The organism is Pseudomonas sp. LBUM1648 (assembly GCF_059716145.1).
This window is the reverse complement of sequence record NZ_CP166808.1, coordinates 4077738-4103932: the sequence shown is the minus strand read 5'-3', so window position 1 is coordinate 4103932 and position 26195 is coordinate 4077738. Positions and strand designations below refer to the sequence as shown.

The window sequence follows — 26195 nt, the reverse complement described above, 5'->3', positions numbered from 1 at the left end:
CGAAATGGCAGGCAAGCACTGGGTGGTCGTGGCGGCAGGTACGCTCGCATTACTCGCTGACGACGCGCAAGCGGCGGTGAGCGGGCAGATTCATGCGCGGCTGATCCTGATTGCCGGCTGTGAAGTGACCAACACCAGCAATCCCTCCAGCCCGGTCAGCGATTTTGGCAAGCTTGATTTCGGCCTTCAGGGCCCGACCTGGAACGCGCCGATCAACGCTAGCCTCGACAGCGACAGCAGCGGCAAACTCAACGTCGCGTGCAACCCTTCGGTCACCGGTTTCACCGTCACCATCGACGGTGGCGCCCATGGTGACGGCAATACCCGGCGCCTGAGCAACGGCCGCCAGACCATCCCTTATCAGCTGTTTCTCGATGCCTCCGGCAACCAAAGCTACAGCATCGGCCAACAACACAATTTCGCTGTCACCAGCGGTGCACAGATACCCATTCCGGTATTTGGCTCGGTGGTGGCGAATACCCGCGCGGTTCCGGCAGGGGTCTATACCGACACCCTGACGGTGACGCTCGACTGGTAACCCCGTAGAGGACGGACACCATGCGTACGTTTGCATCAAGGATAGGTTTGTCGCTGCTCGGCCTGACGCTGGTTTCCAGTGCCCATGCCGCCACCACTGTCACCGGCCAGATCACCTCCAGCCTGATCCTGATCAGCAGCTGTCAGGTCAACGGCGCTGGCGGCTCCACCGGTCTGAACTTCGGTGCCTTGAACTTCGGCACTGCCAACAGCCTGTTCACCACTGCCACCGGGCAAGTGCTGGGTGGTGGCGGCGGGGCGCTGTCGATTCTCTGTTCCAGCGGCACCACGCCGACGGTGAAGGTTCGTGCCGGCTCCCATGACGGCATGTCCCCGGGCGGCACGCGCGCGCTGTACGACGGTGTCGCCAACTACGTGCCGTACGACTTGTACACCGATGCCGGGCATTCGCAGCTGTTGGCGATTGACGGCACGATCAATCTGGCCGCCAGCACTGGCGTAGCACAAACGGTGAACATCTATGGTCAGGCAGTGGGCAAGGCCGGTTTACCGGCGGGGACCTACACCGACACTGTCGCTGTTGAACTGACGTTCTGATGCCATGCGCCGGCATGGCTGCATCGCGCTGCTCCTGCTTTGTGCGGGCAGTGCGCCGCTGCCGCTGACGGCGGCGACGAGTCAGAGCTTCCAGGTCAGCGCCACGGTCACGGCGGGGTGTCTGGTGGTGGGTGGGGTGTCGAACTATGGAGGGCTGAATTTCGGCTCGCGTTCAGCCCTGGCCACCGGCACGGTGCAGGTCGCGTTGACCGGTGGCGTGCAATTGCAATGCACGCCGGGGGTGACATTGAACATGAGCGTCGATGGCGGCCAGTACAACAGCAGTGGCCGGCACATGCAGGTCAACAGTGGAAGTGCGCGGGTGGCGTATTCGCTGTTTCGCGATGCCGCGTACAGCCAGAGCCTGGGCATCGGCCAGAGCGTAGCGGTGGCCTACAGCGATGCGAACAACATCAGCCTGCCGATTTACGGTCAGGTGCAATTGCCGGGCAATCAGCCTGGGGGGACGTACAGCGACGTGCTGCAGGTGCAGCTGTCGTGGTGAGGCGAAGGTTGTTCGACAGGGAGCGGTTTTATGGGGTCAGTTACATCTCGGCACTTGTTCATTCAGAGCGCAATGTTGGCGCTGGCCATGTTCGCAGCAGGCCATACGCAGGCGGCCAGTTCGGTATTGATCTGGCCGATTGATCCGGTGCTTGAGGCCGACCAACAGGCCAGCGCGTTGTGGCTGGAAAACCGTGGCAATGAAACCGCGAATCTGCAGATTCGCGTCTTCGCCTGGAGCCAGAACGGTTTTGCAGAGCAGTACCAGAATCAGCGCGACGTGATTGGCAGCCCGCCGGTGGCGAAGATCGAACCGGGGCAAAAGCAATTGGTGCGCCTGACCCGAACCAAAGACGTACCGCCGGGGCAGGAACTGGCCTACCGCATCATCATCGACGAAATCCCTTCTGCACAACCGGCCTCCGCTGACGGTGGCAAAACGGCGGCGGCCATTCGTTTCCAGATGCGTTACTCGGTCCCGCTGTTTGCCTACGGTGCGGGGCTGTGGAGCAAAGAGGACAGCACGCGCCCACGTGATCCCAAAGGCATCGGCCTGCCGCAGTTGAGCTGGCGCACAGTGGCGGTCGACGGCCGGCCTTACGTGGAAGTGCGCAATCAGGGTGCGGTCCATGCGCGGCTGACCGACGTGGCTATCAAACAGGGTGGGCAGAGCAAACCTGTGGCTGAAGGCCTGCTGGGTTATGTGCTGCCGGGGGCGGTGATGCGCTGGCCGGCACCGGGTTCGCTGGCCGGTGATTCGGCGTTGCAGGTGCGGGTCAATGGTGCGCCCCAAGTGCAGAGCATCACCCCGGCACGCTGAGGATTCGAGTCTCAATAGCTGGCGTCGGTTAAAGCAGTATCAGGAGGATTGAGTCCATTGACGGACGTAAAGCGCGTATGAGCCCAGGATGGGCTCGCCGTATTCAGCGTCCGTTGTGGCTCATGACCGGCGCTTGTTGCCTGGTGTTCGTTCAACCAACCGGGGCCGGCGAGCTGCCGCCACCGCCCAGCGGCATGGAGGCCGTAAGTGATGCACAGTTGTTTCTGGAACTGGTGGTCAACCAGATGAATACCGGCCGCGTGGTGGCGGTGGAGCAGCGCGGTGGGCGACTGTATCTGCCGGCCACGGCGTTGCGCGAAACCGGTATGAAACTGCCCGATAACCTCGGCGTAGAAGTCGACCTCGACGGTCTGCCGGGGCTGCACAGCGATTACGACAGCGTCGGTCAGCGCTTGCTTCTCGACGTACCGCCGGACTGGCTGCCGGAGCAATTGATCGGCAATCGCCAGGCTTATCCACGAACCCCGGCATTGAGCAGTTTCGGCGCGCTATTCAACTATGACCTGTACCTCAACGACACCGACGATGCCGGCACGTATCTGGCGGCCTGGAATGAAGTGCGGCTGTTCGACAGTTGGGGCACCTTGTCCAATACCGGGCAGTATCGGCGCACCTTGTCCGGTGATTCGCTCAGTACACTGAACAACGGCTATCTGCGTTACGACACCACCTGGCGTTACTCCGATGACGAGCGGATGCTCACCTACGAAGCCGGCGACGTGATCAGCGGCGCGTTGCCATGGAGCAGTTCGGTTCGGCTGGGCGGCGTGCAGTTCTCCCGGGACTTCGCGGTGCGCCCGGATCTGGTCACCTATCCACTGCCGCAGTTTGCCGGCGAAGCGGCGGTGCCGTCCTCGGTGGATCTGTTTATCAATGGCTACAAATCCAGCAGCGCCGACCTGCAACCTGGGCCGTATACGCTGACCAACATTCCGTTCATCAATGGCGCTGGCGAAGCGGTGGTGGTGACTACGGATGCGCTGGGTCGGCAGGTTTCGACCACAGTGCCGTTCTATGTCACCAGCAGTTTGCTGCAAAAGGGTTTGAGTGATTTCTCCGTGGCCGCCGGTACGTTGCGTCGCGATTACGCCCTGAAGGATTTCAGTTACGGGCCGGGCGTGACCTCCGGCAGCCTGCGTTATGGCGTCAGCGACACTTTCACCCTCGAGAGCCACGCCGAAGCCGCTGATAGCCTGACCCTCGCAGGGCTCGGGGGGAACCTGCGGCTCGGCAATTTCGGCGTGCTCAACAGTGCGATCAGCCAGAGCCGTTTCGAGGGCGACGGTGGCGAGCAATTGAGCCTGGGTTATCAGTACAGCAACCAGCGCTTCAGTTTTTCTTATCAACGCCTGCAACGGTACGATCAATACGCCGACCTGACCGTGGTCGACAGCCCCTACATCAGCCTCAGCCGCCGCAGCGAACAGGCCACCCTGAGCCTCAATCTCGAGCGCTGGGGCAGCCTCGGTGCCGGGTATTTCGATGTGCGCGCGGCTGACGATTCGCGCACGCGCCTGCTCAATCTGAGCTGGAGCAAACCGCTGTGGCGCAACAGCAGTTTCTACCTGTCTGCCAACCGCGAGATCGGCGACAGCAACTGGGCGGTGCAGGCGCAACTGGTGATTCCGTTTGACTTGCGTGGCAGCCTGGCGATCAGCAGTGAACGCAGCAATACCGGGCAGACCCAGCAGCGGATCAACTACAGCCGCGCGGTGCCATCCGAGGGCGGGGTGGGCTTCAATCTGGGTTACGCCAAGGGGGACGGCGCCGATTACCGTCAGGCTGACGTGACCTGGCGTCTGCAATCGGTGCAGTTGCAGGCCGGGGTTTATGGTACCTCGGACGCCGAAACCCGTTGGGCCGATGCCAGTGGCTCGCTGGTGTGGATGGATCAGCAGGTGTTCGCCGCCAACCGCATCGACGATGCGTTTGTCGTGGTCAGTACCGATGGTTTTGCCGACATTCCGGTGCGCTATGAAAACCAGCAAGTGGGTCAGACCGACAAGAACGGACATCTGTTAGTACCGTGGAGCAGTGCTTATTACCGTGGCAAATACGAAATCGATCCGCTGAATCTGCCGGCCAACGTGCGTAGTCCGAATGTCGAGCAGCGTATCGCGGTTCGGCGTGGCAGCGGGTACTTGCTGGAATTCCCGCTGGCCCGGGTGATCGCGGCGAGCATTGTGTTAGTCGATGCACAACAGCGTGAATTGCCGCTGGGCGCAGGTGTGTTGCATGAACAGAGCGGCACAAACACGGTGGTCGGGTGGGACGGGCTGGTCTATCTGGAAAACCTTCAGGCGCATAACTCTTTAAAGGTCACGCTGGCCGATGGCAAAACCTGCAAGGCGCAGTTCAGCGTGGACATGAATCAGAGCCAGGTGCCGCTGATTGGTCCGTTGGTGTGCCAATGATCGGCGTCCGTTTGTGTCTGTGGCTGGCGCTGATGCTGCCGGGGGCGGCGCAGGCCTTGTGTTCAGTGGTCAGCACCACGCCGGCGGCCTTCGGTACGCTCAGTTCGATTGCCGTACGCACCACGTCGCAGCCCAGTTCCACCCTCAATGGTGGTTTAAGCTGTACGGGTTCCCTGTTGACGTTGTTGAGCAACAGCGACCACTTCTGGGCCACCGTCTCCTCGACCCAAAGTGGCCTGGTCGGGCCGACAGGTGATGTCATCGGTTACACGATCTACGCCAACAACAGCACCAGTTACCCGCTGACGCGGGGCACGGCCTATGACTTCGCCCGCAATGGCATCATTGATGCCTTGGGGCTGCTTAACGGGACGACGCCGAAAACCGTGCCGCTCTATCTGAGAACGACCATCGGCAGCAACGTTGCTGCCGGGGTGTACACCGAGACCCTGAGTATTTTCTGGAACTGGAATTACTGCTCGGGGATTGGCATCGGTGCCATCTGCCTCGGGCGCGATATCAACAATGGAACCACCACGTTGACCGTCAACCTTACCGTGTCCAATGATTGCACGATTACCGCGCCGAACATCGCGTTTGGCAGTGCGCCGGTGGTCAGTGCCTTTACGCCGGTAACCGGGCAGACCATCAATCTGGCTTGCACCAAGGGCAGCGCCTACACCGTGGGCTTGAGCGACGGTCAGAACCCGGTAAGCATGGGTGGGCGACGGCGGATGATCTCCGGCGGCAATTACCTGGCCTATGACATTTTCAAAAGCGCCGGCACGACGCGTTGGGGCAGTGTCGGCACTGCGCGTCGGGCGAGTACCGATGCCGAGGTCAATCCGGGTAACGGCTTGGGTACCGGCAGCCAGATTTTCAATTACAACGCAAAGATCTACACCGACCAGACCACACCGCCGGCGGGGACGTATCTGGACAATGTGGTGCTGGATGTCGGTTTCTGAGCACGCGTGTTTCAGAATTGCAGCGATTGCTTGAGCTGTTGCGCCGCTGGCGTATCAACCGGGCTGACCATCGCATAGTTGTACCCGCCACCCGACCAATACTCGGCCTGCAAATCCCCATCACTTCGGCTGCCACGGGGCAAAAAGGTGTTTTTCGGCCCCGGCGGTCGCACATAAAAACTCACCTTGTGCCCACCGCGATCCTCATACATCACCATCGCTGCCGGACCTTCATCGGTGCTGAGCAGGCGACCACTGACCGGTTCAAATCCGGCCGACTTCAGGTCTGGCAAGCGCCCCGCCTGATTGAAGTAGCGGTCGAGCCAGCGCTGCATATCGCCGTCGCCATCGACCTTGTAATCGGCCGGCAATATGCCTTGCTGGGCAATCAGTCGATAGGCCTGCAACGCATCGGTCATCGGCAATATGGAGGCGCGCACGAGGGTCATTTCCCGCGCCTGCCAGCCACTGAAACCGCCGACGCTGACCGCGATCAGCAACACTGCAGCGCTGGCCAGATGGCGGCGCGACTGAAGTTTGCGGCGCTGACGAATCATCGACGGATCAAGCGCCGGATTGGCCGGTTGCTGTAGCGCGCCACTTAGCGCCGCACGCAGTTGCTGGGCGTCCAGTTGCCAGCCGCGCACTTGCGCGGCTTCATCCGGGTGGCTGGCCAGCCAGGTTTCCAGCACACGCCGGTCGGCGTCGCTGAGCTGGTGGTCGACGTAAGCGTGCAGGTCACGCTCGCTGGGAGGCAGGCTGATCATTTGAGTATCCGCAAAGAAGGGCTGCTGATTTCGCCGTCGCTGAGTTGGCGCAAGGCCTGGCGGGCGCGGGACAGGCGCGACATCACGGTGCCGATCGGGGCGCCAAGGATCTCGGCGACCTCTTTATAGGAAAGGCCTTCAACCGAGACCATCATTAGCAGGGCGCGTTGCTCGGTGGGCAATCGGTCGAAGGCTTGCAGGGTCGATTGGGCGATCACCGTGCGCTCCACCGAAGGCTCGACGTCGTCGCGACCGGTAAAAAACTCAAGCATCCGTGCATAGCGGCGAGAGCGGCGATGAGCATCGAGAAACTGTCGATACAGGATCGCAAACAGCCAGGCACGCAGGTCGCCCTCGGCGCGTTTATCGCCCCAACTCGACAGTGCCCGCTCCAGGCTCGCCTGTACCAGATCGTCGGCGCTGCTGCTGTTGCGCGTCAACGACACGGCAAAGCGGCGCAATCTGGGAATGATTTCTCTCAACTGTTCGTCGAATTCGCTCATGAGTTTCTGCTAGTCACTACGCTGTGGACTAGGGAGACGTCCGTCGTTGGAGGTTATTCCACGTTCGGAAAAATAAATACCGGGCCGTGGAATAAACCCTGACGGGGTGCGTCTTGCTGATTCTTCCTATTTGTGGCCGATGGCCCTGGAGTTATTCATGGTTGATCGCACTTCACCCACAGGCGGGCCGCAGCGCCCGCCACTGAGTGCCGCGAGCCTGATTTTGCGTCTTGGCGGCATAGCCGTGGTGGTTGCAGCAGTGGCCGGGGCGTTTGCCTACGTGCATGGCAACTTTGACCCACAACGTCTGACGCCCAAGGCGCTGGTCGATGTATTGGAAAAGAACAACGGTGTGCATCCCGGGTTCCGCCGCAATCACGGCAAGGGCGTTTGCGTCATCGGCCATTTCGAGAGCAGCGGCGAGGCGCGAGCGTTCTCGACCGCGCAGGTATTCAACGAGCCACGCACCCCGGTGGTGGGGCGTTTTGCGTTGCCAGCGGGCAATCCTTATGCGCCGGACAGCAGCGTACCGATTCGCAGTCTGGCGCTGCGTTTCACCCAGGCCAACGGCCAGCAGTGGCGCACCGGGATGAACAGCATGCCGGTGTTTCCGGTGGGTACGCCCGAGGCGTTCTATCAACTGCAACAGGCGCAGTCGCCGGATCCGGCCACCGGCAAACCGGACCCGGCCAAGGTGCCGGCATTCTTCGCATCGCACCCGGAAGCCGTGCCGTTTCTCACTTGGGTGAAGACCGCCAAACCATCGGCGAGCTACGCCACTGAAACCTATAACAGCATCAATGCCTTCTATCTGGTGGATGCCAGCGGGAAAAAACAGGCCGTGCGCTGGAGCATGAAGCCTTTGGCTCAGGACGCTGCAGGCGCCACCGCTCCCGAGGGCGGCGACTTTCTGGAGAAAGACCTGGTGCAACGCATGGCTGCTGCACCACTGCGTTTTCAGTTGAATATCACCCTGGCTAACGCCGATGATCCGGTGAACGACGCCAGCAAAACCTGGCCCGAGGGTCGCAAGGTGTTGAATGCCGGCACGTTGGTGCTGGAGAAAACACAGCCGCAACTGAGCGGCGAGTGCCGTGACATCAACTACGACCCACTGGTTTTACCGGCCGGGATTCAAGGTTCCGACGATCCATTGCTGGCCGCTCGCTCCGCCGGTTACGCCGATTCCTACCTGCGCCGCACCAGCGAAGTCAGCCAATTGCCCGCCGCCAAACAGGAGGCTCGCCCATGAGCACGCAACCGACTCATTTCGCGCTGTTGGCGCGGCTGCTGCACTGGCTGATGGCGGTGATGATCATCGCGATGCTGTTTATTGGTGCCGGTATGGTCACCTCGGTCTCAGAACGGCATGAATGGCTGATCAATCTGCACAAGCCGTTGGGTATCGCGATTCTGGCGCTGGTGATCGTGCGTTTGTTGGTGCGTTTCTCGACGCGCCAGCCACCATTGCCGGCGGATCTGCCGGACTGGCAAGTGCTGGCCGCCAAGGCTTCGCACGTCTTGTTGTATGCGTTGATGCTGGTGTTGCCGCTGCTCGGTTGGGCGATGATCAGTGCCTCGGGGGAGCCGGTGATGCTCAGCAGTTCGTTGCAGTTGCCGTCGATTGTGCCGGCCGATGCGCAGGTATTTGCGTTTCTGCGCAAAGCCCATGGGTATCTGGCGTATCTGTTGTTTCTGACCGTGCTGCTGCACCTGGCGGCGGCGTTGTTCCATGGCTGGGTGCGCCGCGACGAGGTACTCGACAGTATGTTGCGTGGGCGGGACCGCAGTTAGCCCGTTTGGGTGGCGCATCGTTCAGGTGCGCCGCTTTTCAGGGTCAGCCACCAATAGCCCAGCGCGACCGCGTTGATGCCTGCACCCAGCAGGCACACGCCAGTCCAACCGGCCCACGCATACATGGCGGTTGATCCGATTGAGCCCAACGCGCTGCCGATCGAATAAAACAGCATGTAACCGGCGGTAAGGCGGCTTTGCGCTTCAGGGCGCACGCTGTAGATCATGCTCTGGCTGGTGACGTGCACGGCTTGCAGGCCTAGATCCAAAGTAATCACTCCAAGCAGCAACGCCCACAGCGAGGATTGGGTGAGGGCGATCGGCAGCCACGAGCCGAGCATCAACAGCAGCGAAAGCCCGCTGACCCATTGGCCCAAGCCTCGGTCGGCCAGGTGTCCGGCGCGCGCGGCGGCCAGTGCGCCTGCTGCACCGGCGAGTCCGAATAATCCGATTTCGCTGTGGGAAAGCGACAGCGGCGGGGCGGCCAGTGGCAGCACCATCGGCGTCCACAACACCATGGCGCTGGCGAAGGTCAGCAGCGCGAGCAGTGCGCGTTGGCGCAGAACCGGCTCTTCCTTGAACAGGCTGAATACCGAGGCGATCAGTGCGCTGTAACGTGTCGCCGGTTGCGGCGCTTCTGCTTTGGGCAGCACGCGAAACAGCAGCAAAGCCATCACCAATGTCAGTCCCGCCGACAACCAATAGATGGCTCGCCATCCGGCCAGATCGGCCATGGCTCCGGCGACCGTGCGCGCCAGCAGGATGCCGACAACGATGCCACTGGTAACGACGCCGACTACGCGACCGCGTTGTGCCGGATCTGTCAGTGTCGCCGCGTAAGCCACCAAGACTTGAGTGACCACCGCGAGCAAACCGGTCAGCGTCATGCCAAGCAATAACCAAAGACTGGTGGGGGCCAGCGCGATAATCAATAACGCCGCCGCTGACAACAGCGTTTGCGTGACGATCAACCGTCGTCGATTCAGCAAATCACCGAGCGGCACGAGCAATACCAGCCCAACGCCGTAACCGATTTGAGTCAGCGTAATGACGATGCCGATGGAGGCCGGCGACATGGCAAACGCCTCGGCCATGGCATCCAGCAGCGGCTGTGCGTAATACACGTTGCCCACGGCCAAGCCGCAGGCGACGGCGAAAAGCAGCACGACACTGCTGTTAAGTGATTGAGATTTCATACCCGGATTCCCTTTTGGGTTTCAAATTAAAACCAGAATCAAGGTATGCACTCTGGTTTTGATTTGCAACCACCTATGTCGAATCCATGGACAGCACAAAGAAAAAGATCGCAGACAAGCTGCGATCTTTTGGTAACGCGGGGAAGGGTATCAGCGCAGGGTATCGACCATGTCGGCGATGGTGGTCAGCACGTCTTTGCCCAACTGTTTCGAGCGTTTGCCCGACCAGCCGGTTTCCGTATTCGGTGCGTCGTCGTGATCCTTGAACGGCATTTCGAGGGTCAGTGACAGACAATCGTACTTCTGGCCGACGCTGTTGCACGCCAGGGTCATGTTGGCCTGGCCCGGTTCGTCACGGGTGTAGCCGTACTTGGTCTGGAACTCTTTGGTGGTGTGTTTCAGGTGGCTGCGGAAATGCTCTTCGAGCTTCTCGATCCGCGGTGTGTATCCCGGATTGCCTTCACAACCGGCGGTGAACACGTGGGGAATGGTTTCGTCACCATGGGCGTCCAGAAACAGATCGACACCGTACTTTTCCATTTGCTGCTGTACGAACAGGACTTCAGGACTGATCTCCTGACTGGCATTCTGCCAGGCACGGTTCAAGTCCTGGCCCATCGCGTTGGTGCGCAGGTGGCCATGGAAGGCGCCGTCCGGGTTCATGTTCGGCACCAGGTAAAGATCGGCGCTGGCGAGTAATTTGTTCAGCACCGGGTCATCGTGTCTTTCCAGACGCTCGATGATGCCTTCCATGAACCATTCGGCCATGTGTTCGCCAGGATGCTGTTGGGCGATGATCCAGACTTTGCGCTGGCCTTCGGCACCGCTGCCTTTGCGCAACAGTTGAATGTCGCGACCTTCGACGCTCTTGCCGGTCGCCAGCAACTCGGTGCCGGCCTTGGTCAGGGCTTGTTCGATCAGCCAGTCATGACGGCCACGGCTGTAGGGTTCGAAATAGGCGAACCAGGCGTGGGTCTGGGTGGCTTCAAGGGAGAAACGCAGGCAGTCGCCTTCGAAAATCGTTGGTACGCGGAACCAGTTGACGTGGTCATAGGACGCTACGGCTTGATAGCCGGGCCAGCCCTTGGCGTAGGTGGACTGGCTGGCGTTGTTCAGGCGAAACCAGTGTTCCTGGCCGACGTGCAGGCCGCTGGCCTTGAAATGGAACCACTGGAAATGCGCGCTGCGGGTGTCTGGGCGGATGGCCAGAACCGGGTTGAGCGGATTGCTGATGTCGATGACTTGGATATTGCCGCTATCGAAGTTGGCGCTGATGTCGAACGAAGATTTGGCCACGGTCATAGTCGATTCCTGAATATGATTTTTATGGCCGTTACTTTACACGCAAGACAGCGGTGAAACCGAGGGGAATTACGGATGTTGGCGGGGGGCGTCCTCCATGACGCGGACGCAGCTTAGAAGCTATGCGATTGATTCTCAAGTGCTAATTGTCATTAGTTTGCCCCAATGTGGCCGGGCTTCGCTTGCCAACCGATATTCTTTTGATATTATCCGCGCCATCGAATTTGCAGTACCTAAAGACTTCATTAGCCTGAAGCCATAAGCCCGAAAAACGGGCAAAAAAAGACCCGGCAAAAAGCCGGGTCAAAAACCGTGATTAGCCTGATGAGGAGATAGTCCAGAAGACCGACCTAAGGTCTCTGGCCCATCGACTGATCTCGCGACCAGCTGCTTGCAATAATAATCATTATCATTTGCAAGTCAAATGTTTTTATCTGCGCGATTGGAAAACTCTTTCCTGTCCGTCCGAATTCCTGTTCCTCAGACGTCATCGCCATCGATCGAATGGTCGACCATCGCCCGCGCCATATCCACCATGTGCACCACCGAAAAGGCCAGATCGCGACTCGCGCCTTGCAGGTTTTCTGCTGCTTTGAAGGCAGTGGCGGCCGCGCAGCGCAACAGATCGGAAGCGTGCACCAGAGCTTCTTCGCCGCTGAGGTGACGTCTGACATTGAAAAAGCGTTCATCCACCTCAGGTTCTGACACAGCTGGTTTCAAGTAATAATCCAGGGCTCGCTGCGCCGCCGCGTTGCCTTGTGGCGAGGTGAAGGTGGTGTCCATTTGCAGATCGGGCAAGTCTTTGCTGCTGATATTCATGATGAAGAGCCACTCCTTGTTCGATTGGAAATCCGTGCCTTCAGGATAATACGATGTGTAGTTGTGACTAGAATTTAAATACTACAATATGTGTTTTGCCGGCCGAAGGCGTCCGCGTAAGGTGCCGCACATGGATAAATGGATTGAGTTGGTCAAGGCCAAGATGAGTGAACTCAAAATCACTCAAACAGAGCTCGGAGAGCGCGTCGGTATGTCCCAGGGCGGGATTGGCCATTGGCTGAACAAACGCCGGGAACCGGGCATCACTGAAATGAACCGCGTGCTGCAGGCGCTGGGTATGGACTTCCTTGAAGTGGTGCTGGTGATCCGCGAGCCACAGGAAGCGCCGGACGATGACATGCCGCTGGCGCAGAAGTACAACCCTTACTTCCGATACCCGGTCAGCGATTGGCGCGCACCGTGCGAGGTGCGTGAGAGCGGTTCGGCAGTCTATGTGCCGACAACGGATAAACAGCGCTTCGAACTGACGGATTACCACGCCCGAGGTGCTGCGTTCTGGCTGGCGGTGGCGGGGGATTCGATGACCGCACCCAGTGGCCCGAGTATTGCCGAAGGCACGCTGATCCTGGTGGATCCGGAGGTGGAAGCTGTGCCCGGCAAGCTGGTGATTGCCCAGTGGCAGGGCAGCGAAGAAGCGATATTTCGCAAGCTCGACGAAGAGGGCGGCCAGCGTTACCTGGTGCCGCTCAATCCGACCTGGCCGAAGGCCCTGTTCACCGATGAGTGTCGAATCATCGGTGTCGTGGTTCAGGCAACGGCGCGATTCTAGTCAGATCGATCCTCGCCCGGCGTAGGATCGATCCTCCATTCACACCTCTTCCAGTTCGACCAAAGCGCTGCCTTCGCCGACCATTTCACCTTCCTGGCAATACAGCGCCTTGATCACTCCTGCATGTGGCGCACGGATGCTGTGCTCCATCTTCATCGCCTCCAGCACCACCAGTTGCGCACCTGCTTCGACCGATTGGCCTGCTTCCACCAGAACTCGCACGATGCTGCCGTTCATTGGCGCAGTCAGCCCCCCTTGATGACTATGGCTGGCCTCGACGGCGCTGATCGGGTCGTACGTTTGGATACGGCGCAACTCGCCTTCCCATTGCAGATACAGCGAATCGCCCTGGCGGATCGCGCGCAAGTTACGACGTACACCGTCGTGCTCGATAACCAGTGCTTCACCAGTCAGTTTGGCGTTGCCACCTGCATCCAGTGTCAGCGCCCGATCCTGGCCTTCGCAACTTAAATGCAGGGTGATCTCCTGCGGCAGACCTGCACGCAAACCGCTGTTTGCAGTCCACGGCGAACTCGGATCATCCGCCCGAGCAATACTCGGCAGGCTCTGTGCAAACGCCTGCGCCGCGACGTTCCAGAACGCATCACTCAACTCACCCGGAGCCGGCAACAGTTGCTCCTGATAACGCGGAATAAACCCGGTATCCAGTTCCGCCGCGGCAAACGCCGGATGAGCGATGATCCGCCGCAGGAAATTGATATTGGTCTTCAATCCGCCAATCGCAAACTCATCGAGCATGCTCAGCAAACGCAATCGCGCTTGTTCTCGATCCTCGCCCCAGGCAATCAGCTTGCCGAGCATCGGGTCGTAAAACGGCGAAATCTCATCACCTTCTTCCACTCCACTGTCGACTCGGCGTCCCGGCCCTTCAGCCGATTCACGGTACAACGCCAGGCGCCCGGTCGCGGGCAGGAAGTCATTCGCAGGATCCTCGGCATACAGCCGCACTTCAATCGCGTGGCCGTTGAGCGGGACTTGCTGCTGAGTGATCGGCAATACTTCGCCACGGGCAACGCGAATCTGCCAGGCCACCAGATCCAGGCCAGTAATGGCTTCGGTCACCGGGTGCTCAACCTGCAGTCGCGTGTTCATCTCCATAAAGAAGAATTCGCCACGCGCATCGAGCAAAAACTCCACGGTGCCAGCGCCGACGTAGCCGATTGCTTGCGCCGAACGCACGGCCGCCTCGCCCATCGCACGGCGCAGTTCCACCGTCAGGCCCGGTGCCGGTGCTTCTTCGACGACTTTCTGGTGACGGCGCTGGATCGAGCAATCGCGCTCGTTGAGGTAGAGGCAATTGCCATGCTGATCGGCGAACACCTGGATTTCCACGTGGCGTGGCTTGAGCAGGTATTTCTCCACCAGCATCCGCGAATCGCCGAACGACGACTGTGCTTCACGTTGAGCGGAGGCCAGGGCCTCTGCGAGTTGGCTGACGTCCTCGACGACTTTCATGCCCTTGCCGCCGCCGCCAGCTGTGGCTTTCAGCAGGACTGGATAGCCGATGCGTTCGCAGGCAGCGCGGAAGGTCTCGAGATCTTGCGCTTCACCGTGGTAACCCGGCACCAACGGCACGCCGGCGGTTTCCATCAGCGCTTTGGCCGCGGATTTGCTGCCCATCGCGTCGATGGCCGAGGCAGGTGGGCCGAGGAAAATCAGGCCGGCCGCTTCGATGGCGCGGGCGAAACCGGCGTTCTCCGAAAGAAAGCCATAACCTGGGTGAATCGCCTGTGCGCCGCTGGCCTTGGCCGCCGCGATCAGCTTGTCGATTTGCAGATAACTGTCGGCGGCTTTGCTGCCTCCGAGATCAACACGAATATCTGCTTCACGGCTGTGCCGCGCTTCGCGGTCGGTGGCGCTGTGTACGGCGACAGTGGTCAGGCCAAGCGCTTTGGCGGTACGCATGACCCGGCAGGCAATTTCGCCACGGTTGGCCACCAGCACGGTGGTGAGAACAGGTGCGCTCATCAACGCGGCTCCTTGGTAGTAGTTGCGGCTAGCCAGTTCGGCGGGCGTTTTTGCAGAAACGCGCGCAAACCTTCCTGGCCTTCGGGGCTGACGCGGATACGGGCGATGGCGTTTTCGGTGTAGCGGCGCAGCGCCGGGGTCAGCGCTCCGTTCCCTACTTCACGCAGCAAGTCTTTGCTCGCGCGCATGGCGGCGGGGCTGTTGAGCAGCAGATTGTCGATCCACTGTTCGACCTGTTGCTCAAGCTCCGCGACCGGATAGCTCTCGGACAACAAACCTATTTCCCGAGCCCGCTGACCGCCAAAACGTTCGGCCGTCAGTGCGTAACGACGTGCCGCGCGCTCGCCAATGGCCTGCACCACGAACGGGCTGATCACTGCGGGTGCCAGACCGATACGCACTTCCGACAGGCAGAACTGCGCGTCATCGACGCCAATCGCCATGTCGCAGCAACTGATCAAACCCAGCGCGCCGCCGAACGCCGCGCCTTGCACCACGGCCAGGGTCGGGATTTTCAGCTTGGCGAGGTTGTACATCAGCTCCGCCAGCTCGCGGGCGTCGTCGAGGTTGGTGTGGTAGTCGAGTTCAGCCGATTGCTGCATCCAGGCGAGGTCGGCGCCGGCACTGAAGTGTTTGCCACGCCCGCGCACCAGCAGGAAACGCAGGCTGGCATCGCTGGCAACCTTGTCTAGGGCGAGGATCAGTTCGCGGATCATTTCGGCGTTGAAGGCGTTGTTCTTTTCTGCGCGGTTGAGCCACAGGGTGGCGAAACCTCGTGGGTCGCTTTGCAATTCGAGGGTGTTGAAATCGCTCATGAGATTCTCCCGATCACATCCGGAACACGCCGAAGCGGCTCGGTTCGATAGGCGCGTTCAGCGACGCGGACAAGGCCAGGGCCAGCACATCGCGGGTCTGCGCCGGGTCGATGACGCCGTCGTCCCACAGCCGTGCGCTGGAATAGTAGGGGTGACCCTGCTCTTCGTACTGGTCGAGGATCGGTTGCTTGATCTCGGCTTCCTGCTCGGCGCTGAACGCCTGGCCGCTACGCTCAGCCTGCTCGCGCTTGACCTGCACCAGCACGCCGGCGGCCTGTTCGGCGCCCATCACGCCAATCCGCGCGTTCGGCCACATCCACAGAAAACGCGGATCGTAGGCGCGACCGCACATGCCATAGTTACCGGCGCCGAAGCTGCCGCCGATGATCACGGTGAATTTCGGTACCTTGGCGCAAGCCACGGCGGTCACCAGTTTCGCGCCGTGCTTGGCGATGCCGCCGGCCTCGTATTTCTGACCGACCATGAAGCCGGTGATGTTCTGCAAGAACAGCAGCGGGATGCCGCGCTGGCAGGCCAGTTCGATGAAGTGCGCGCCTTTTTGCGCGGCTTCGGCGAAGAGGATGCCGTTGTTTGCCAGAATCGCGATCGGGTAGCCGTGCAGGTGAGCGAACCCGCAGACCAGCGTGGTGCCAAACAGCGCTTTGAATTCATCGAACACCGAGCCGTCGACCAGTCGCGCGATCACTTCGCGCACATCGAACGGTTGCTTGGCGTCAGCCGACACCACGCCGTACAACTCATCGCTGCTGTAGAGCGGAGCAATCGGTGCGCGCTGTTGCACTTCACCGAGTTTGCGCCAGTTGAGGTTGGCGACACTGCGGCGGGCGAGGGCGAGGGCATGTTCGTCGCTCTCGGCGTAATGGTCTGCGACTCCGGAAATCTTGCAGTGCACGTCGGCGCCGCCCAGATCCTCGGCGCTGACCACTTCACCGGTCGCGGCTTTCACCAGCGGTGGGCCGGCGAGGAAAATCGTTGCCTGATTGCGCACCATGATCGCTTCGTCGGCCATCGCCGGGACATAAGCGCCGCCAGCGGTGCACGAGCCCATGACCACGGCGATTTGCGGAATGCCCATCGCACTCATGTTGGCCTGATTGAAGAAGATCCGCCCGAAGTGCTCGCGATCCGGGAACACCTCGTCCTGGCGTGGCAGGTTGGCGCCGCCCGAGTCGACCAGATAAATGCATGGCAAACGGTTTTGTTGGGCGATGGTCTGCGCGCGCAGGTGCTTTTTCACGGTCAGCGGATAGTACGAGCCACCTTTCACGGTCGCGTCGTTGGCGACGATCATGCATTCAACGCCTTCGACCCGGCCAATCCCCGCAATCACCCCGGCGGCCGGCACGTCTTCGCCATAAACGGCGTGGGCGGCCAATTGGCTGATTTCCAGAAATGGCGAACCCGGATCGAGCAAGCGGTTGATGCGCTCACGCGGCAGCAGTTTGCCCCGCGAGGTGTGCCGTTCCTGAGCTTTCGCGCCGCCGCCCTGCGCCACTTGGGCGAGCAGGTTTTGCAGAGCGTCGACCTGTTTGAGCATTGCCGCGCTGTTGGCGGCAAACTCCGCTGAACGCGGGTTGAGCTGAGTGTGCAAGGTTGCCATGGCCAGCTCCGTTTAGCGGGTTTCGTTGAACAGTTCGCGACCGATCAGCATGCGACGGATCTCACTGGTGCCGGCGCCGATTTCGTACAGCTTGGCGTCACGCAGCAAGCGACCCGCAGGGAATTCGTTGATGTAACCGTTACCGCCCAGAATCTGGATTGCGTCGAGGGCCATTTGCGTGGCGCGTTCGGCGGTGTAGAGGATCACGCCGGCGGCGTCTTTGCGGGTGGTCTCGCCACGTTCGCAAGCCTGGGCCACCGCGTAGAGGTAAGCGCGGCTGGCGTTGAGTTGGGTGTACATGTCGGCGACTTTGCCCTGGATCAGCTGGAATTCGCCGATGCTCTGGCCGAACTGCTTGCGGTCGTGGATGTACGGCACGATCAGGTCCATGCACGACTGCATGATCCCGGTCGGGCCGCCGGACAACACGACGCGTTCGTAGTCGAGGCCGCTCATCAGCACTTTCACGCCGCCGTTGAGCACGCCGAGGATGTTCTCTTCCGGCACTTCGACGTCATCGAAGAACAGCTCGCAGGTGTTGGAGCCGCGCATGCCGAGTTTGTCGAACTTGTTGCTGCGGCTGAAGCCTTTCCAGTCGCGCTCGACGATGAACGCGGTGATGCCGTGGGGGCCTTTTTCCAGATCGGTCTTGGCGTAGATCACGTAGGTATTGGCGTCAGGGCCGTTGGTGATCCAGGTTTTGCTGCCGTTGAGGACGTAGCGGTCGCCGCGTTTGTCGGCGCGCAGTTTCATCGAGACCACGTCGGAACCAGCGTTCGGCTCGCTCATGGCCAGCGCGCCGACGTGCTCGCCGCTGATCAGCTTCGGCAGGTATTTGATTTTCTGTTCGTGGTTGCCGTTGCGGTTGATCTGGTTGACGCAGAGGTTGGAATGCGCGCCGTAGGACAACGCCACCGAGGCCGAGCCACGGCTGATTTCTTCCATCGCCACGACGTGCGCCAGATAACCCAAACCAGCGCCGCCGTACTCTTCCGGCACGGTGATGCCGAGCAGGCCCATGTCACCGAACTTGCGCCACATGTCGGCCGGGAACAGGTTGTCGCTGTCGATCTGCGCCGCACGTGGGGCGATCTCTTTAGCGACAAAGGACTGAACCTGATCGCGCAGCATGTCGATGGTTTCACCGAGGGCGAAGTTCAGGGATGGGTAGCTCATGGGTCACCTTTTGGCTTTTTTGTAGGGTGGGGAGGGCGGTCGTGCCGCTCTCACCTTTACGTTAACGTAAGCCTGTGAGGAATGACTGTCAATCACCCTTTACGTTAACGTCAACTTGAGCGAGAGTAGGGGCAGTTCAAGATTGCTAAACCCACTAATAAAGACAATAGGGGTCGTCATGGATCAACCCAGTGCAAACCCGCAGCGCAGCTATAACCGTGGCTCCCAGGACAAAACCTTGCTGGCGATGACCATCGGGCAGAAGTTCGACCAGACCGTTGCGCAATACCCCGATGGCGAGGCGCTAGTGGTGCGGCATCAGCAGTTGCGCTATTCCTGGCGACAGCTGGCCGACGCGGTGGATCTGCATGCCAGAGCCCTGCTCGCATTGGGTTTACAGGCCGGTGACCGGCTCGGTATCTGGGCACCGAATTGCGCGCAGTGGTGTATCACGCAAGTGGCCACCGCGAAGATCGGCGTGATTCTGGTCAACATCAACCCGGCCTACCGCAGCTCCGAACTGGAATACGTGCTCAAGCAATCCGGTTGCCAATGGCTGGTCTGCTCCGGCGCGTTCAAGTCCTCCAACTATCACGGCATGTTGCAAGGGCTGATACCGGAACTGGCCGAGCAGTCCATCGGCCAGATGCGCAGCGAACGCCTGCCGGATCTGCGCGGGGTGATCAGTCTCGACACCCAGCCGCCGCCAGGGTTTCTGCCGTGGTCGCAACTGGCCGATCTGGCCGTCAGCATCTCCCCGCAACAATTGCGCGAACGCAGCGACAGCCTGCACTTTGATCAACCAGTGAACATTCAATACACCTCCGGCACCACCGGTTTTCCCAAGGGCGCGACCCTCAGTCATTACAACATTCTCAACAATGGTTACATGGTCGGCGAAAGCATCGGCCTGACCCCGCTTGATCGACTGGTGATCCCGGTGCCGCTGTATCACTGCTTCGGCATGGTCATGGGCAACCTCGGGTGCATCACCCACGGCAGCACGATGATTTATCCCAACGATGCCTTCGATCCGTTGCTGACCCTGCAAACCGTCGCCGAGGAAAAAGCCACCGGACTGTACGGCGTACCTACCATGTTCATTGCCATGCTCGATCAGCCGCAGCGTGCCGAATTCGACTTGTCGAGCCTGCGCACCGGGATCATGGCCGGTGCTACCTGCCCGATCGAAGTGATGCGCCGGGTCATCAGCGAGATGCACATGAGCGAAGTGCAGATCGCCTATGGCATGACCGAAACCAGTCCGGTTTCCCTCCAGACCGGGCCGAACGACGAACTGGAGCTGCGCGTGACCACCGTCGGCCGCACCCAGCCGCAACTCGAAAGCAAGATCATCGACGAGGCTGGCAACCTGGTTCCACGCGGCACTATCGGCGAACTCTGCACCCGCGGTTACAGCGTGATGCTCGGCTACTGGAGCAACCCGCAGGCCACCGCCGAGTCCATCGACGAGGCCGGATGGATGCACACCGGCGACTTGGCGAGCATGAATGACGAGGGTTACGTGAACATCGCCGGGCGTAACAAGGACATGATCATCCGTGGTGGCGAGAACATTTATCCGCGTGAGCTGGAAGAGTTTTTCTTCACCCATCCGGCGGTGGCGGACGTGCAAGTCATCGGCATTCCGTGTTCGCGTTACGGTGAGGAGATTGTTGCCTGGATCAAATTTCACCCCGGCCACAGCGCTTCCGAGCTGGAGCTGCAAACCTGGTGCAAGGAGCGCATCGCACACTTCAAGACGCCGCGACACTTCAAGTTCGTCGAAGAGTTTCCGATGACGGTGACGGGCAAGATCCAGAAATTCAGGATGCGTGAGATCAGTATCGAGGAGTTGAAGGCGCTGCATTGAAGATCAAAAGATCGCAGCCTGCGGCAGCTCCTACAGGGGATCGGTGTAGGAGCTGCGCAGGCTGCGATCTTTTAAAAACACTGTCTAGTCCTGAAATAGGTTTACACCTGTTTCAGCCTCAAAACGCCCGATGCACCGCATCGGGCGTTTTGTATTTCAGCGACAGATGAGGCCGCTCGTTGTTATAGATCTGCACCGACTCGTCCACCATCCGGATGGCCTCTGCAAAATCTTTGGGGCGATGCAGCAATAACTCGTTTTTCAAAATCCCGTTCACACGCTCAGCCAACGCATTTTGGTAGCAGTCGTAGCCATCGGTCATTGAGCAGGTGATGCCGTATTTGGCATGCAGCCGCTGATAAAGCTCGGAGCAGTATTGGACGCCTCTATCCGAGTGATGCACCAGGCGTTGCTCCGTTGTCCGCTGCCTGAGGGCTTTGTTGAACGCCTGGATCACCGATTCGGTGTGCAAGCTTTCATGGACATGGTGCCCCACGATTTTTCGAGAGTACGCATCGGTGATCAAACTCAGATAAGCCACACCCGTTTGCGTCGGTAAGTAGGTGATGTCCGCAACCCATACTTGCTCTGGCGCCTTGGCGACTACCTGAATCGGTCCATCTTTGAGCAGGTTTGGATGCCGGCGAAAGCGATGATGGCTGTCTGTCGTTTTGTGATACGCCCGTCTGCGGGGAACCAGTTCGCGCCGATCTCGCAAGATATCGAATAAACGGTCTCGACCAACCTTTACGGACACTTCTGGCTCAGTGCGCATTAGATTGTGAAGTTTTCGGGTGCCAAGGCGCGGCTGCCTAAGTCGCTTTTCCCTCACGAATCCCATCACTTCCTGGGCATGACGGGCCCGGGCATCACACGCCCGGTTGCGCTTGTAATAAGCCTGACGGGAAATCCCCATGAACTGGCAAGCCCTACTGATGCTCAGGCCTTGGATCTGCCCTTGGGAGAGGACTTGCCGGATCGCTTTTTTACGACAGAAACACCGAAGTCGTTCTTCAAAACGTCAACGACGGCCTCGAAAAACTGAGCTTTCTGGTTGGCTTGGGCAAGCTTTTCTTCAAGCTCTTTGATTCGCTGTTCGGGTGTCAGGGGTTTATCGGGCTCATCCATGGAACGGGGTCTCTTGGAGCGAATGGACGCGCCTTGACTCCAGTCCTGCCGACCATGCCTGCGTAACCAGTTCAGTACGGTCGTTTTACCCTGAATGCCATAGCGCTCTTGAGCCTCTTTATAACTCAACTCGCCTTTTTCGACCTGATCGACGACCGACAATTTAAAGGTCAGCGTGTAATCACGCTGACTGCGCCTTTCTCCCGTATTCATTACTCCCTCCTGAGAATGGGTCAGAAGGTGTAAACCTTATTCAGGACGGGACACACAAAACACAGAAAGCACAAAGGGGAGCCGAGGCTCCCCTTTAATTTTGTCGTCGCGTGCTCTTTTTTATTATTGAGGGTCGGTCTGTTGTTGTTTTTGGTAACCGTGGCCCTTTACCGCTGTTTTTGGCGACCCCCATCCGGGGTCAAGAGCAAACGTATTTTTTTGAGCGCTGATCTGCTTTCTCGTTAAACGATCCAACCGATTCGGGAGCTACCTGAAGGTAGTTTTATTGTTCTCTGCCCGGTTGCGGGTCACTCCTGAGAGCACCCTGAAAAGCACACCTTCTCCAAAAAAATCTGTTAGCTGCGTCTCTGTCGTGTTGTTTTTGTTATGTCAGAGTCGGTACGTCTTATTTTTATTGGCTTGCTGCTTTTTATTCTTGTTATGCCATAGAGATAGCAGAACGCGTGCCAACTTTTAAAAATCCTTATAAATCAATGGTTTGATATTTTTGGTGAGTTTTTCGCTCAGCCGAAACCAGACAATTTGTTTCCGTGTTACTCGCTTGCGACCACACTCTGGACGCAGCGGTAACACCATCTCCCTCACTGCGCGCTACGGGCCTTGGCCACGCGCGAACCGCTTGGGCGACCGAGCACGGCGCTGATCTGCTGACCCGCAGCAATCAAGGCGTCCAGATCGATACCGGTCTCGATGCCGAGGCCATTGAGCAGGTACACCACGTCTTCGGTGGCGACGTTACCGCTCGCGCCTTTGGCGTATGGGCAGCCGCCGAGGCCGGCGATAGAGCTGTCGAACACCGCAATCCCTTCGAGCAGGCTGGCGTAGATGTTGGCCATGGCCTGGCCGTAAGTGTCGTGGAAATGCCCGGCGAGTTTGTCGCGCGGCACTTTTGCCGACACTACTTCAAACAGACGGCGAGTGGCGCCGGCGGTGCCGGTGCCGATGGTGTCGCCCAAAGACACTTCGTAGCAGCCCATCGCGTACAACTCGCGGGCGACCATGGCGACTTGCTCCGGCGCGACCGTGCCTTCATACGGGCAGCCGAGCACGCAGGAAACGTAACCGCGCACGGTAACGCCATGCTGTTTCGCCGCTTCCATGATCGGCGCAAACCGCGCCAGGCTCTCGCTGATCGAGCAATTGATGTTGCGCTGTGAGAACGCCTCGGAGGCAGCGGCGAACACCGCGACTTCCTTGACCCCGGCGGCAATGGCGTCTTCAAACCCGCGCAGATTCGGTGCCAATGCGCCGTAGGTCACGCCGGGTTTGCGCTGGATCTGCGCGAACACGTCTGCGGAACCGGCCATCTGCGGCACCCACTTCGGCGAGACGAAACTGCCGACTTCTATATAGCCAAGACCGGCGGCGCTCAATGCGTCGACCAATTGCACCTTGTCGGCGACGCTGATGGGTTGCGCTTCGTTCTGCAGGCCATCGCGCGGGCCGACTTCGATCAGGCGTACTTGGGAGGGGAGGGACATGGGCTGAGCCTGCTGATTATCTGAATGCAAGGGGATTTTTGTGGGTTTACTGAACCGCTTGCTGGCTCTTGAGCGTCTGCTCCAGCGCCTGCACGCAGCGCTCTTCGGCGGTGTCGAGTTCCAGCTTCATCTGTTCGATGTCGAGCAACTGCTGCTCCAACTGCTCGCGCCGCTCGCTGATTTTCGCCAGCATGCTGTTGAGCTGTTTGGTGTTACCGCTGGACGGGTCGTAGAGTTCGATCAGTTCGCGGCACTCGGCCAGCGAGAAACCGATGCGCTTGCCCCGCAGGATCAGCTTCAGGCTGACTTTGTCGCGGGGCGAATAGATGCGTTCCTGGCCTCGGCGCTCGGGGCTGAGCAGGCCTTGCTCTTCATAAAAGCGGATCGCCCGGGTGGTGATGTCCAGCTCGCGGGCGAGGTCGGAAATGCTGTAAGTCTGGCTGCTCATGAAAGCGCTCGAAAAAAGGTCTTGGCGCTAAGCTAATGGCAGGTTGACGTTTACGTCAAGCGTGGACTGCTTACGCCTTATCCAGCTTCTTCTCATGCGCCGTTACCTGTTGGCACAACTCGATCATCTGCTCGCGCATCCAGCGATTCGCCGGGTCCTGGTCGGTACTCTCATGCCAGTACAGGTGAGTCTCCACCGGCGGCACATCATTGACCGGCAGATTAAACGCATGCAGTTCATGCCGCCGGGCGAAACGCTCCGGCACAGTCATGACCATGTCGGTCTGCTGCATCACCTGGGACGCCATCAGGTAATGCTGCGAGCGCAGGGCGATCTTGCGCTGAATGCCCATTTTGCCCAGCGCCAGATCGACATAACCCAAACCGCTGCGGCGGCTGGAAATATGGATGTGGGTCAGCGACAGATAGTCATCGAGGGAAAGCTTTTCCTTGCCCGCCATCGGATGGCCCTTGCGCATCGCACACACGTAACGGTCTTCCATCAACTTGACGTGGCGCACCTGCGGGTCGGTGTTGAGCGGCGCGTCCACGGCAAAATCCAGACGCCCGGCCGCCAGTTCCTTGGTGGTTTCCCGGCGTTTGGAAAGGAAACTTTCGATGATCACTGTTGGCGCCAGACGGCGCAGGCGTTGGAACAGCGGCGGCAAAATCACTGCTTCGGTCAGGTCGGTCATGCTGATGCGGTAGGTCTTGACCGCTTGCGCCGGGTTGAAAATGCGACTTTCCTGCACCGACACGCGCAACAGCGACAGTGCGTTGCGTACCGGGCCAATGATGTTCTGCGCCATCGGCGTCGGCACCATGCCCTGGGCGGTACGCACAAAAAGCGGATCGTTGAAGGTTTCGCGCAACCGCGCCAATGCGTTGGACACCGCTGGCTGAGTGATGCCGACAATCTGCCCGGCGCGGGTCAGGTTGGCTTCGGTGTAGATCGCGTCAAAGACGATGAAAAGGTTGAGGTCGACCTTGCTCAGATTCATAACGCGGCTTCTCTTGTTTTTAAGGGCTGACGATCACTGGATCATATATCGGTGATGAATGTTTATACACGCCGAGAATAGGCTAGGTAAATTATCAGCGCTGTTCTAGCATCGATTGCATGACTTAAACAACCTCTGCTCAAGAACTGCCTTAACCATCGGGAGCTGCTCATGGATTTCGCTTATTCGCCCAAGGTGCAAGAACTGCGTGAGCGCGTGACCGCGTTCATGGACACTTATGTTTACCCGGCCGAAGCCGTGTTCGAGCGCCAGGTTGCCGAAGGCGATCGCTGGCAGCCGACGGCGATCATGGAAGAGCTCAAAGCCAAGGCCAAAGCCGAAGGCCTTTGGAACCTGTTTCTGCCTGAGTCGGAACTCGGCGCCGGCCTGACCAACCTTGAATACGCACCGCTGGCGGAAATCATGGGCCGTTCCTTGCTGGGCCCAGAGCCGTTCAACTGCTCGGCGCCGGACACCGGCAACATGGAAGTCTTGGTGCGTTACGCCAACGAAGAACAGAAACAACGCTGGCTCGAACCGCTGCTGCGCGGCGAGATCCGCTCGGCGTTTGCCATGACCGAACCGGACGTTGCCTCCTCCGACGCCACTAACATGGCCGCTCGCGCCGTGCGCGATGGTGACGAGTGGGTGATCAACGGCAAAAAGTGGTGGACCTCCGGCGCTTGCGACCCGCGCTGCAAGATCCTGATCTTCATGGGCCTGAGCGACCCTGATGCACCGCGCCACGCCCAGCACTCGATGATCCTCGTACCGGTCGACACCCCGGGCGTGAAAATCGTTCGGCCGCTACCGGTGTTCGGCTATGACGATGCGCCGCACGGTCACGCCGAAGTGCTGTTCGACAATGTGCGCGTGCCGTACGAAAACGTTCTGCTCGGTGAAGGACGCGGCTTCGAAATCGCTCAGGGTCGCCTTGGCCCTGGCCGGATTCACCACTGCATGCGTTCGATCGGCATGGCCGAGCGTGCGCTGGAATTGATGTGCAAACGCTCGGTGAGCCGCACTGCATTCGGCAAACCGCTGGCACGTTTGGGCGGGAACATCGACAAGATCGCTGACTCGCGGATGGAAATCGACATGGCGCGCCTGCTGACGCTGAAAGCGGCGTACATGATGGACACCGTCGGCAACAAAGTGGCCAAGAGTGAGATTGCGCAGATCAAAGTCGTCGCACCCAACGTGGCACTGCGTGTGATCGACCGGGCGATCCAGATCCATGGCGGGGCAGGGGTTTCCAACGATTTCCCGTTGGCCTACATGTACGCCATGCAACGCACCCTGCGCCTGGCCGACGGCCCGGACGAAGTACACCGCGCGGCAATCGGCAAGTTCGAGATCGGCAAATATGTGCCGAAGGAGATGCTGCGTAGCGAGCGCTGATCCAGCACAGCGGTGATCGTTCCCACGCGGAGCGTG

The 26195-nt window shown here is 59.7% G+C and carries 24 protein-coding genes; 11 read left to right on the top strand and 13 right to left on the bottom strand.

Annotated features, from left to right (window positions below):
• The first annotated feature begins 4 nt into the window (after positions 1 to 4).
• From ACA043_RS18605 to ACA043_RS18580, 6 genes are all read left to right on the top strand, one after another.
• A complete protein-coding gene (locus ACA043_RS18605) occupies positions 5 to 538 on the top strand; it encodes a Csu type fimbrial protein (protein WP_489880292.1) in 534 nt (177 codons plus the stop codon).
• A 20-nt stretch (positions 539 to 558) separates the two neighbouring features.
• Positions 559 to 1095 (top strand): Csu type fimbrial protein, encoded by a 537-nt coding sequence (locus ACA043_RS18600; RefSeq protein WP_305438669.1) that lies wholly within the window; start codon positions 559 to 561, stop codon positions 1093 to 1095.
• A 4-nt stretch (positions 1096 to 1099) separates the two neighbouring features.
• A complete protein-coding gene (locus tag ACA043_RS18595; RefSeq protein WP_187680462.1) occupies positions 1100 to 1600 on the top strand; it encodes a Csu type fimbrial protein in 501 nt (166 codons plus the stop codon).
• A 30-nt stretch (positions 1601 to 1630) separates the two neighbouring features.
• Positions 1631 to 2419, top strand: coding sequence for a fimbrial biogenesis chaperone (locus tag ACA043_RS18590; protein WP_401268557.1), 789 nt, complete (start codon positions 1631 to 1633; stop codon positions 2417 to 2419).
• Between the two features lie 77 nt (positions 2420 to 2496).
• Positions 2497 to 4854, top strand: a complete 2358-nt coding sequence (locus ACA043_RS18585) for a fimbria/pilus outer membrane usher protein (RefSeq protein ID WP_497657639.1) — start codon at positions 2497 to 2499, stop codon at positions 4852 to 4854.
• Entirely contained in the window at positions 4851 to 5822 is a 972-nt protein-coding gene (locus ACA043_RS18580) for a Csu type fimbrial protein (RefSeq protein ID WP_497657638.1), read from the top strand. The genes ACA043_RS18585 and ACA043_RS18580 overlap by 4 nt, the downstream gene beginning before the upstream one ends.
• Before the next feature lie 11 nt (positions 5823 to 5833).
• Here the strand turns inward: ACA043_RS18580 and ACA043_RS18575 are convergent, their stop codons facing one another.
• Entirely contained in the window at positions 5834 to 6589 is a 756-nt protein-coding gene (locus tag ACA043_RS18575; RefSeq protein WP_497657637.1) for an anti-sigma factor family protein, read from the bottom strand.
• Positions 6586 to 7092 (bottom strand): sigma-70 family RNA polymerase sigma factor, encoded by a 507-nt coding sequence (locus ACA043_RS18570; RefSeq protein WP_187680457.1) that lies wholly within the window; start codon positions 7090 to 7092, stop codon positions 6586 to 6588. Before ACA043_RS18570 ends, ACA043_RS18575 begins: the two co-directional genes overlap by 4 nt.
• Before the next feature lie 157 nt (positions 7093 to 7249).
• Here ACA043_RS18570 and ACA043_RS18565 point away from each other — a divergent pair, with 157 nt between their 5' ends.
• Together ACA043_RS18565 and ACA043_RS18560 are read left to right on the top strand one after the other, a co-directional pair.
• A complete protein-coding gene (locus ACA043_RS18565; protein ID WP_401268568.1) occupies positions 7250 to 8344 on the top strand; it encodes a catalase family peroxidase in 1095 nt (364 codons plus the stop codon).
• Positions 8341 to 8886, top strand: a complete 546-nt coding sequence (locus ACA043_RS18560; RefSeq protein ID WP_187680455.1) for a cytochrome b — start codon at positions 8341 to 8343, stop codon at positions 8884 to 8886. The genes ACA043_RS18565 and ACA043_RS18560 overlap by 4 nt, the downstream gene beginning before the upstream one ends.
• Here ACA043_RS18560 and ACA043_RS18555 read toward each other — a convergent pair.
• The 3 genes from ACA043_RS18555 to ACA043_RS18545 all read right to left on the bottom strand — a co-directional run bounded on the left by ACA043_RS18555 (position 8883) and on the right by ACA043_RS18545 (position 12203).
• A complete protein-coding gene (locus ACA043_RS18555) occupies positions 8883 to 10082 on the bottom strand; it encodes an MFS transporter (protein WP_401268573.1) in 1200 nt (399 codons plus the stop codon). The genes ACA043_RS18560 and ACA043_RS18555 overlap by 4 nt on opposite strands.
• Positions 10083 to 10232: 150 nt before the next feature.
• The gene (locus ACA043_RS18550) at positions 10233 to 11384 is read right to left on the bottom strand and encodes a M14 family metallopeptidase (protein WP_497657636.1); all 1152 of its coding nucleotides are present in this window, start codon (positions 11382 to 11384) and stop codon (positions 10233 to 10235) included.
• 480 nt (positions 11385 to 11864) lie between these two features.
• Positions 11865 to 12203 (bottom strand): DUF6124 family protein, encoded by a 339-nt coding sequence (locus ACA043_RS18545; protein WP_187680452.1) that lies wholly within the window; start codon positions 12201 to 12203, stop codon positions 11865 to 11867.
• 130 nt (positions 12204 to 12333) lie between these two features.
• On the opposite strand from ACA043_RS18545, the gene ACA043_RS18540 reads away from it, so the two are divergent.
• On the top strand, positions 12334 to 12993 hold the full coding sequence (locus tag ACA043_RS18540; RefSeq protein WP_187680451.1) for a LexA family protein: 660 nt from the start codon (positions 12334 to 12336) through the stop codon (positions 12991 to 12993).
• 39 nt (positions 12994 to 13032) lie between these two features.
• On the opposite strand, the gene ACA043_RS18535 is transcribed toward ACA043_RS18540, so the two are convergent.
• Genes ACA043_RS18535 through ACA043_RS18520 form a run of 4 tightly spaced genes read right to left on the bottom strand, consistent with a single transcriptional unit; the run spans position 13033 to position 18594 of the window.
• A complete protein-coding gene (locus ACA043_RS18535) occupies positions 13033 to 14982 on the bottom strand; it encodes an acetyl/propionyl/methylcrotonyl-CoA carboxylase subunit alpha (RefSeq protein WP_489880285.1) in 1950 nt (649 codons plus the stop codon).
• Positions 14982 to 15797, bottom strand: a complete 816-nt coding sequence (locus ACA043_RS18530) for a gamma-carboxygeranoyl-CoA hydratase (RefSeq protein ID WP_497657635.1) — start codon at positions 15795 to 15797, stop codon at positions 14982 to 14984. Before ACA043_RS18530 ends, ACA043_RS18535 begins: the two co-directional genes overlap by 1 nt.
• A gap of 13 nt (positions 15798 to 15810) precedes the next feature.
• Positions 15811 to 17418 carry a carboxyl transferase domain-containing protein gene (locus tag ACA043_RS18525; protein WP_497657634.1) on the bottom strand — a complete coding sequence of 536 codons (1608 nt, stop codon included), beginning with the start codon at positions 17416 to 17418 and terminating at the stop codon, positions 15811 to 15813.
• Positions 17419 to 17430: 12 nt separating this feature from the next.
• Positions 17431 to 18594 (bottom strand): isovaleryl-CoA dehydrogenase, encoded by a 1164-nt coding sequence (locus ACA043_RS18520; protein WP_187680447.1) that lies wholly within the window; start codon positions 18592 to 18594, stop codon positions 17431 to 17433.
• Positions 18595 to 18772: 178 nt separating this feature from the next.
• Between ACA043_RS18520 and ACA043_RS18515 the strand changes: the two genes are divergently transcribed.
• Positions 18773 to 20467, top strand: coding sequence for an AMP-binding protein (locus ACA043_RS18515; RefSeq protein WP_497657633.1), 1695 nt, complete (start codon positions 18773 to 18775; stop codon positions 20465 to 20467).
• A gap of 118 nt (positions 20468 to 20585) precedes the next feature.
• Here ACA043_RS18515 and ACA043_RS18510 read toward each other — a convergent pair.
• From ACA043_RS18510 to ACA043_RS18495, 4 genes are all read right to left on the bottom strand, one after another.
• Positions 20586 to 21808, bottom strand: a protein-coding gene (locus tag ACA043_RS18510) for an IS3 family transposase (protein WP_123367138.1) whose coding sequence is annotated in 2 segments (ribosomal slippage) — positions 20586 to 21457 and positions 21457 to 21808 — 1224 coding nt in all. Because the reading frame shifts where the segments join, the coding sequence is not laid out codon by codon here.
• Between the two features lie 602 nt (positions 21809 to 22410).
• Positions 22411 to 23310, bottom strand: coding sequence for a hydroxymethylglutaryl-CoA lyase (locus tag ACA043_RS18505; RefSeq protein WP_497657632.1), 900 nt, complete (start codon positions 23308 to 23310; stop codon positions 22411 to 22413).
• Between the two features lie 46 nt (positions 23311 to 23356).
• Complete coding sequence (locus tag ACA043_RS18500) at positions 23357 to 23758, bottom strand: MerR family transcriptional regulator (RefSeq protein WP_064117756.1); 402 nt, start codon at positions 23756 to 23758, stop codon at positions 23357 to 23359.
• 70 nt (positions 23759 to 23828) lie between these two features.
• A complete protein-coding gene (locus tag ACA043_RS18495; RefSeq protein ID WP_187680444.1) occupies positions 23829 to 24758 on the bottom strand; it encodes a LysR family transcriptional regulator in 930 nt (309 codons plus the stop codon).
• Positions 24759 to 24929: 171 nt separating this feature from the next.
• Here ACA043_RS18495 and ACA043_RS18490 point away from each other — a divergent pair, with 171 nt between their 5' ends.
• The gene (locus ACA043_RS18490) at positions 24930 to 26159 is read left to right on the top strand and encodes an acyl-CoA dehydrogenase (protein ID WP_187680443.1); all 1230 of its coding nucleotides are present in this window, start codon (positions 24930 to 24932) and stop codon (positions 26157 to 26159) included.
• Positions 26160 to 26195: the final 36 nt, after the last annotated feature.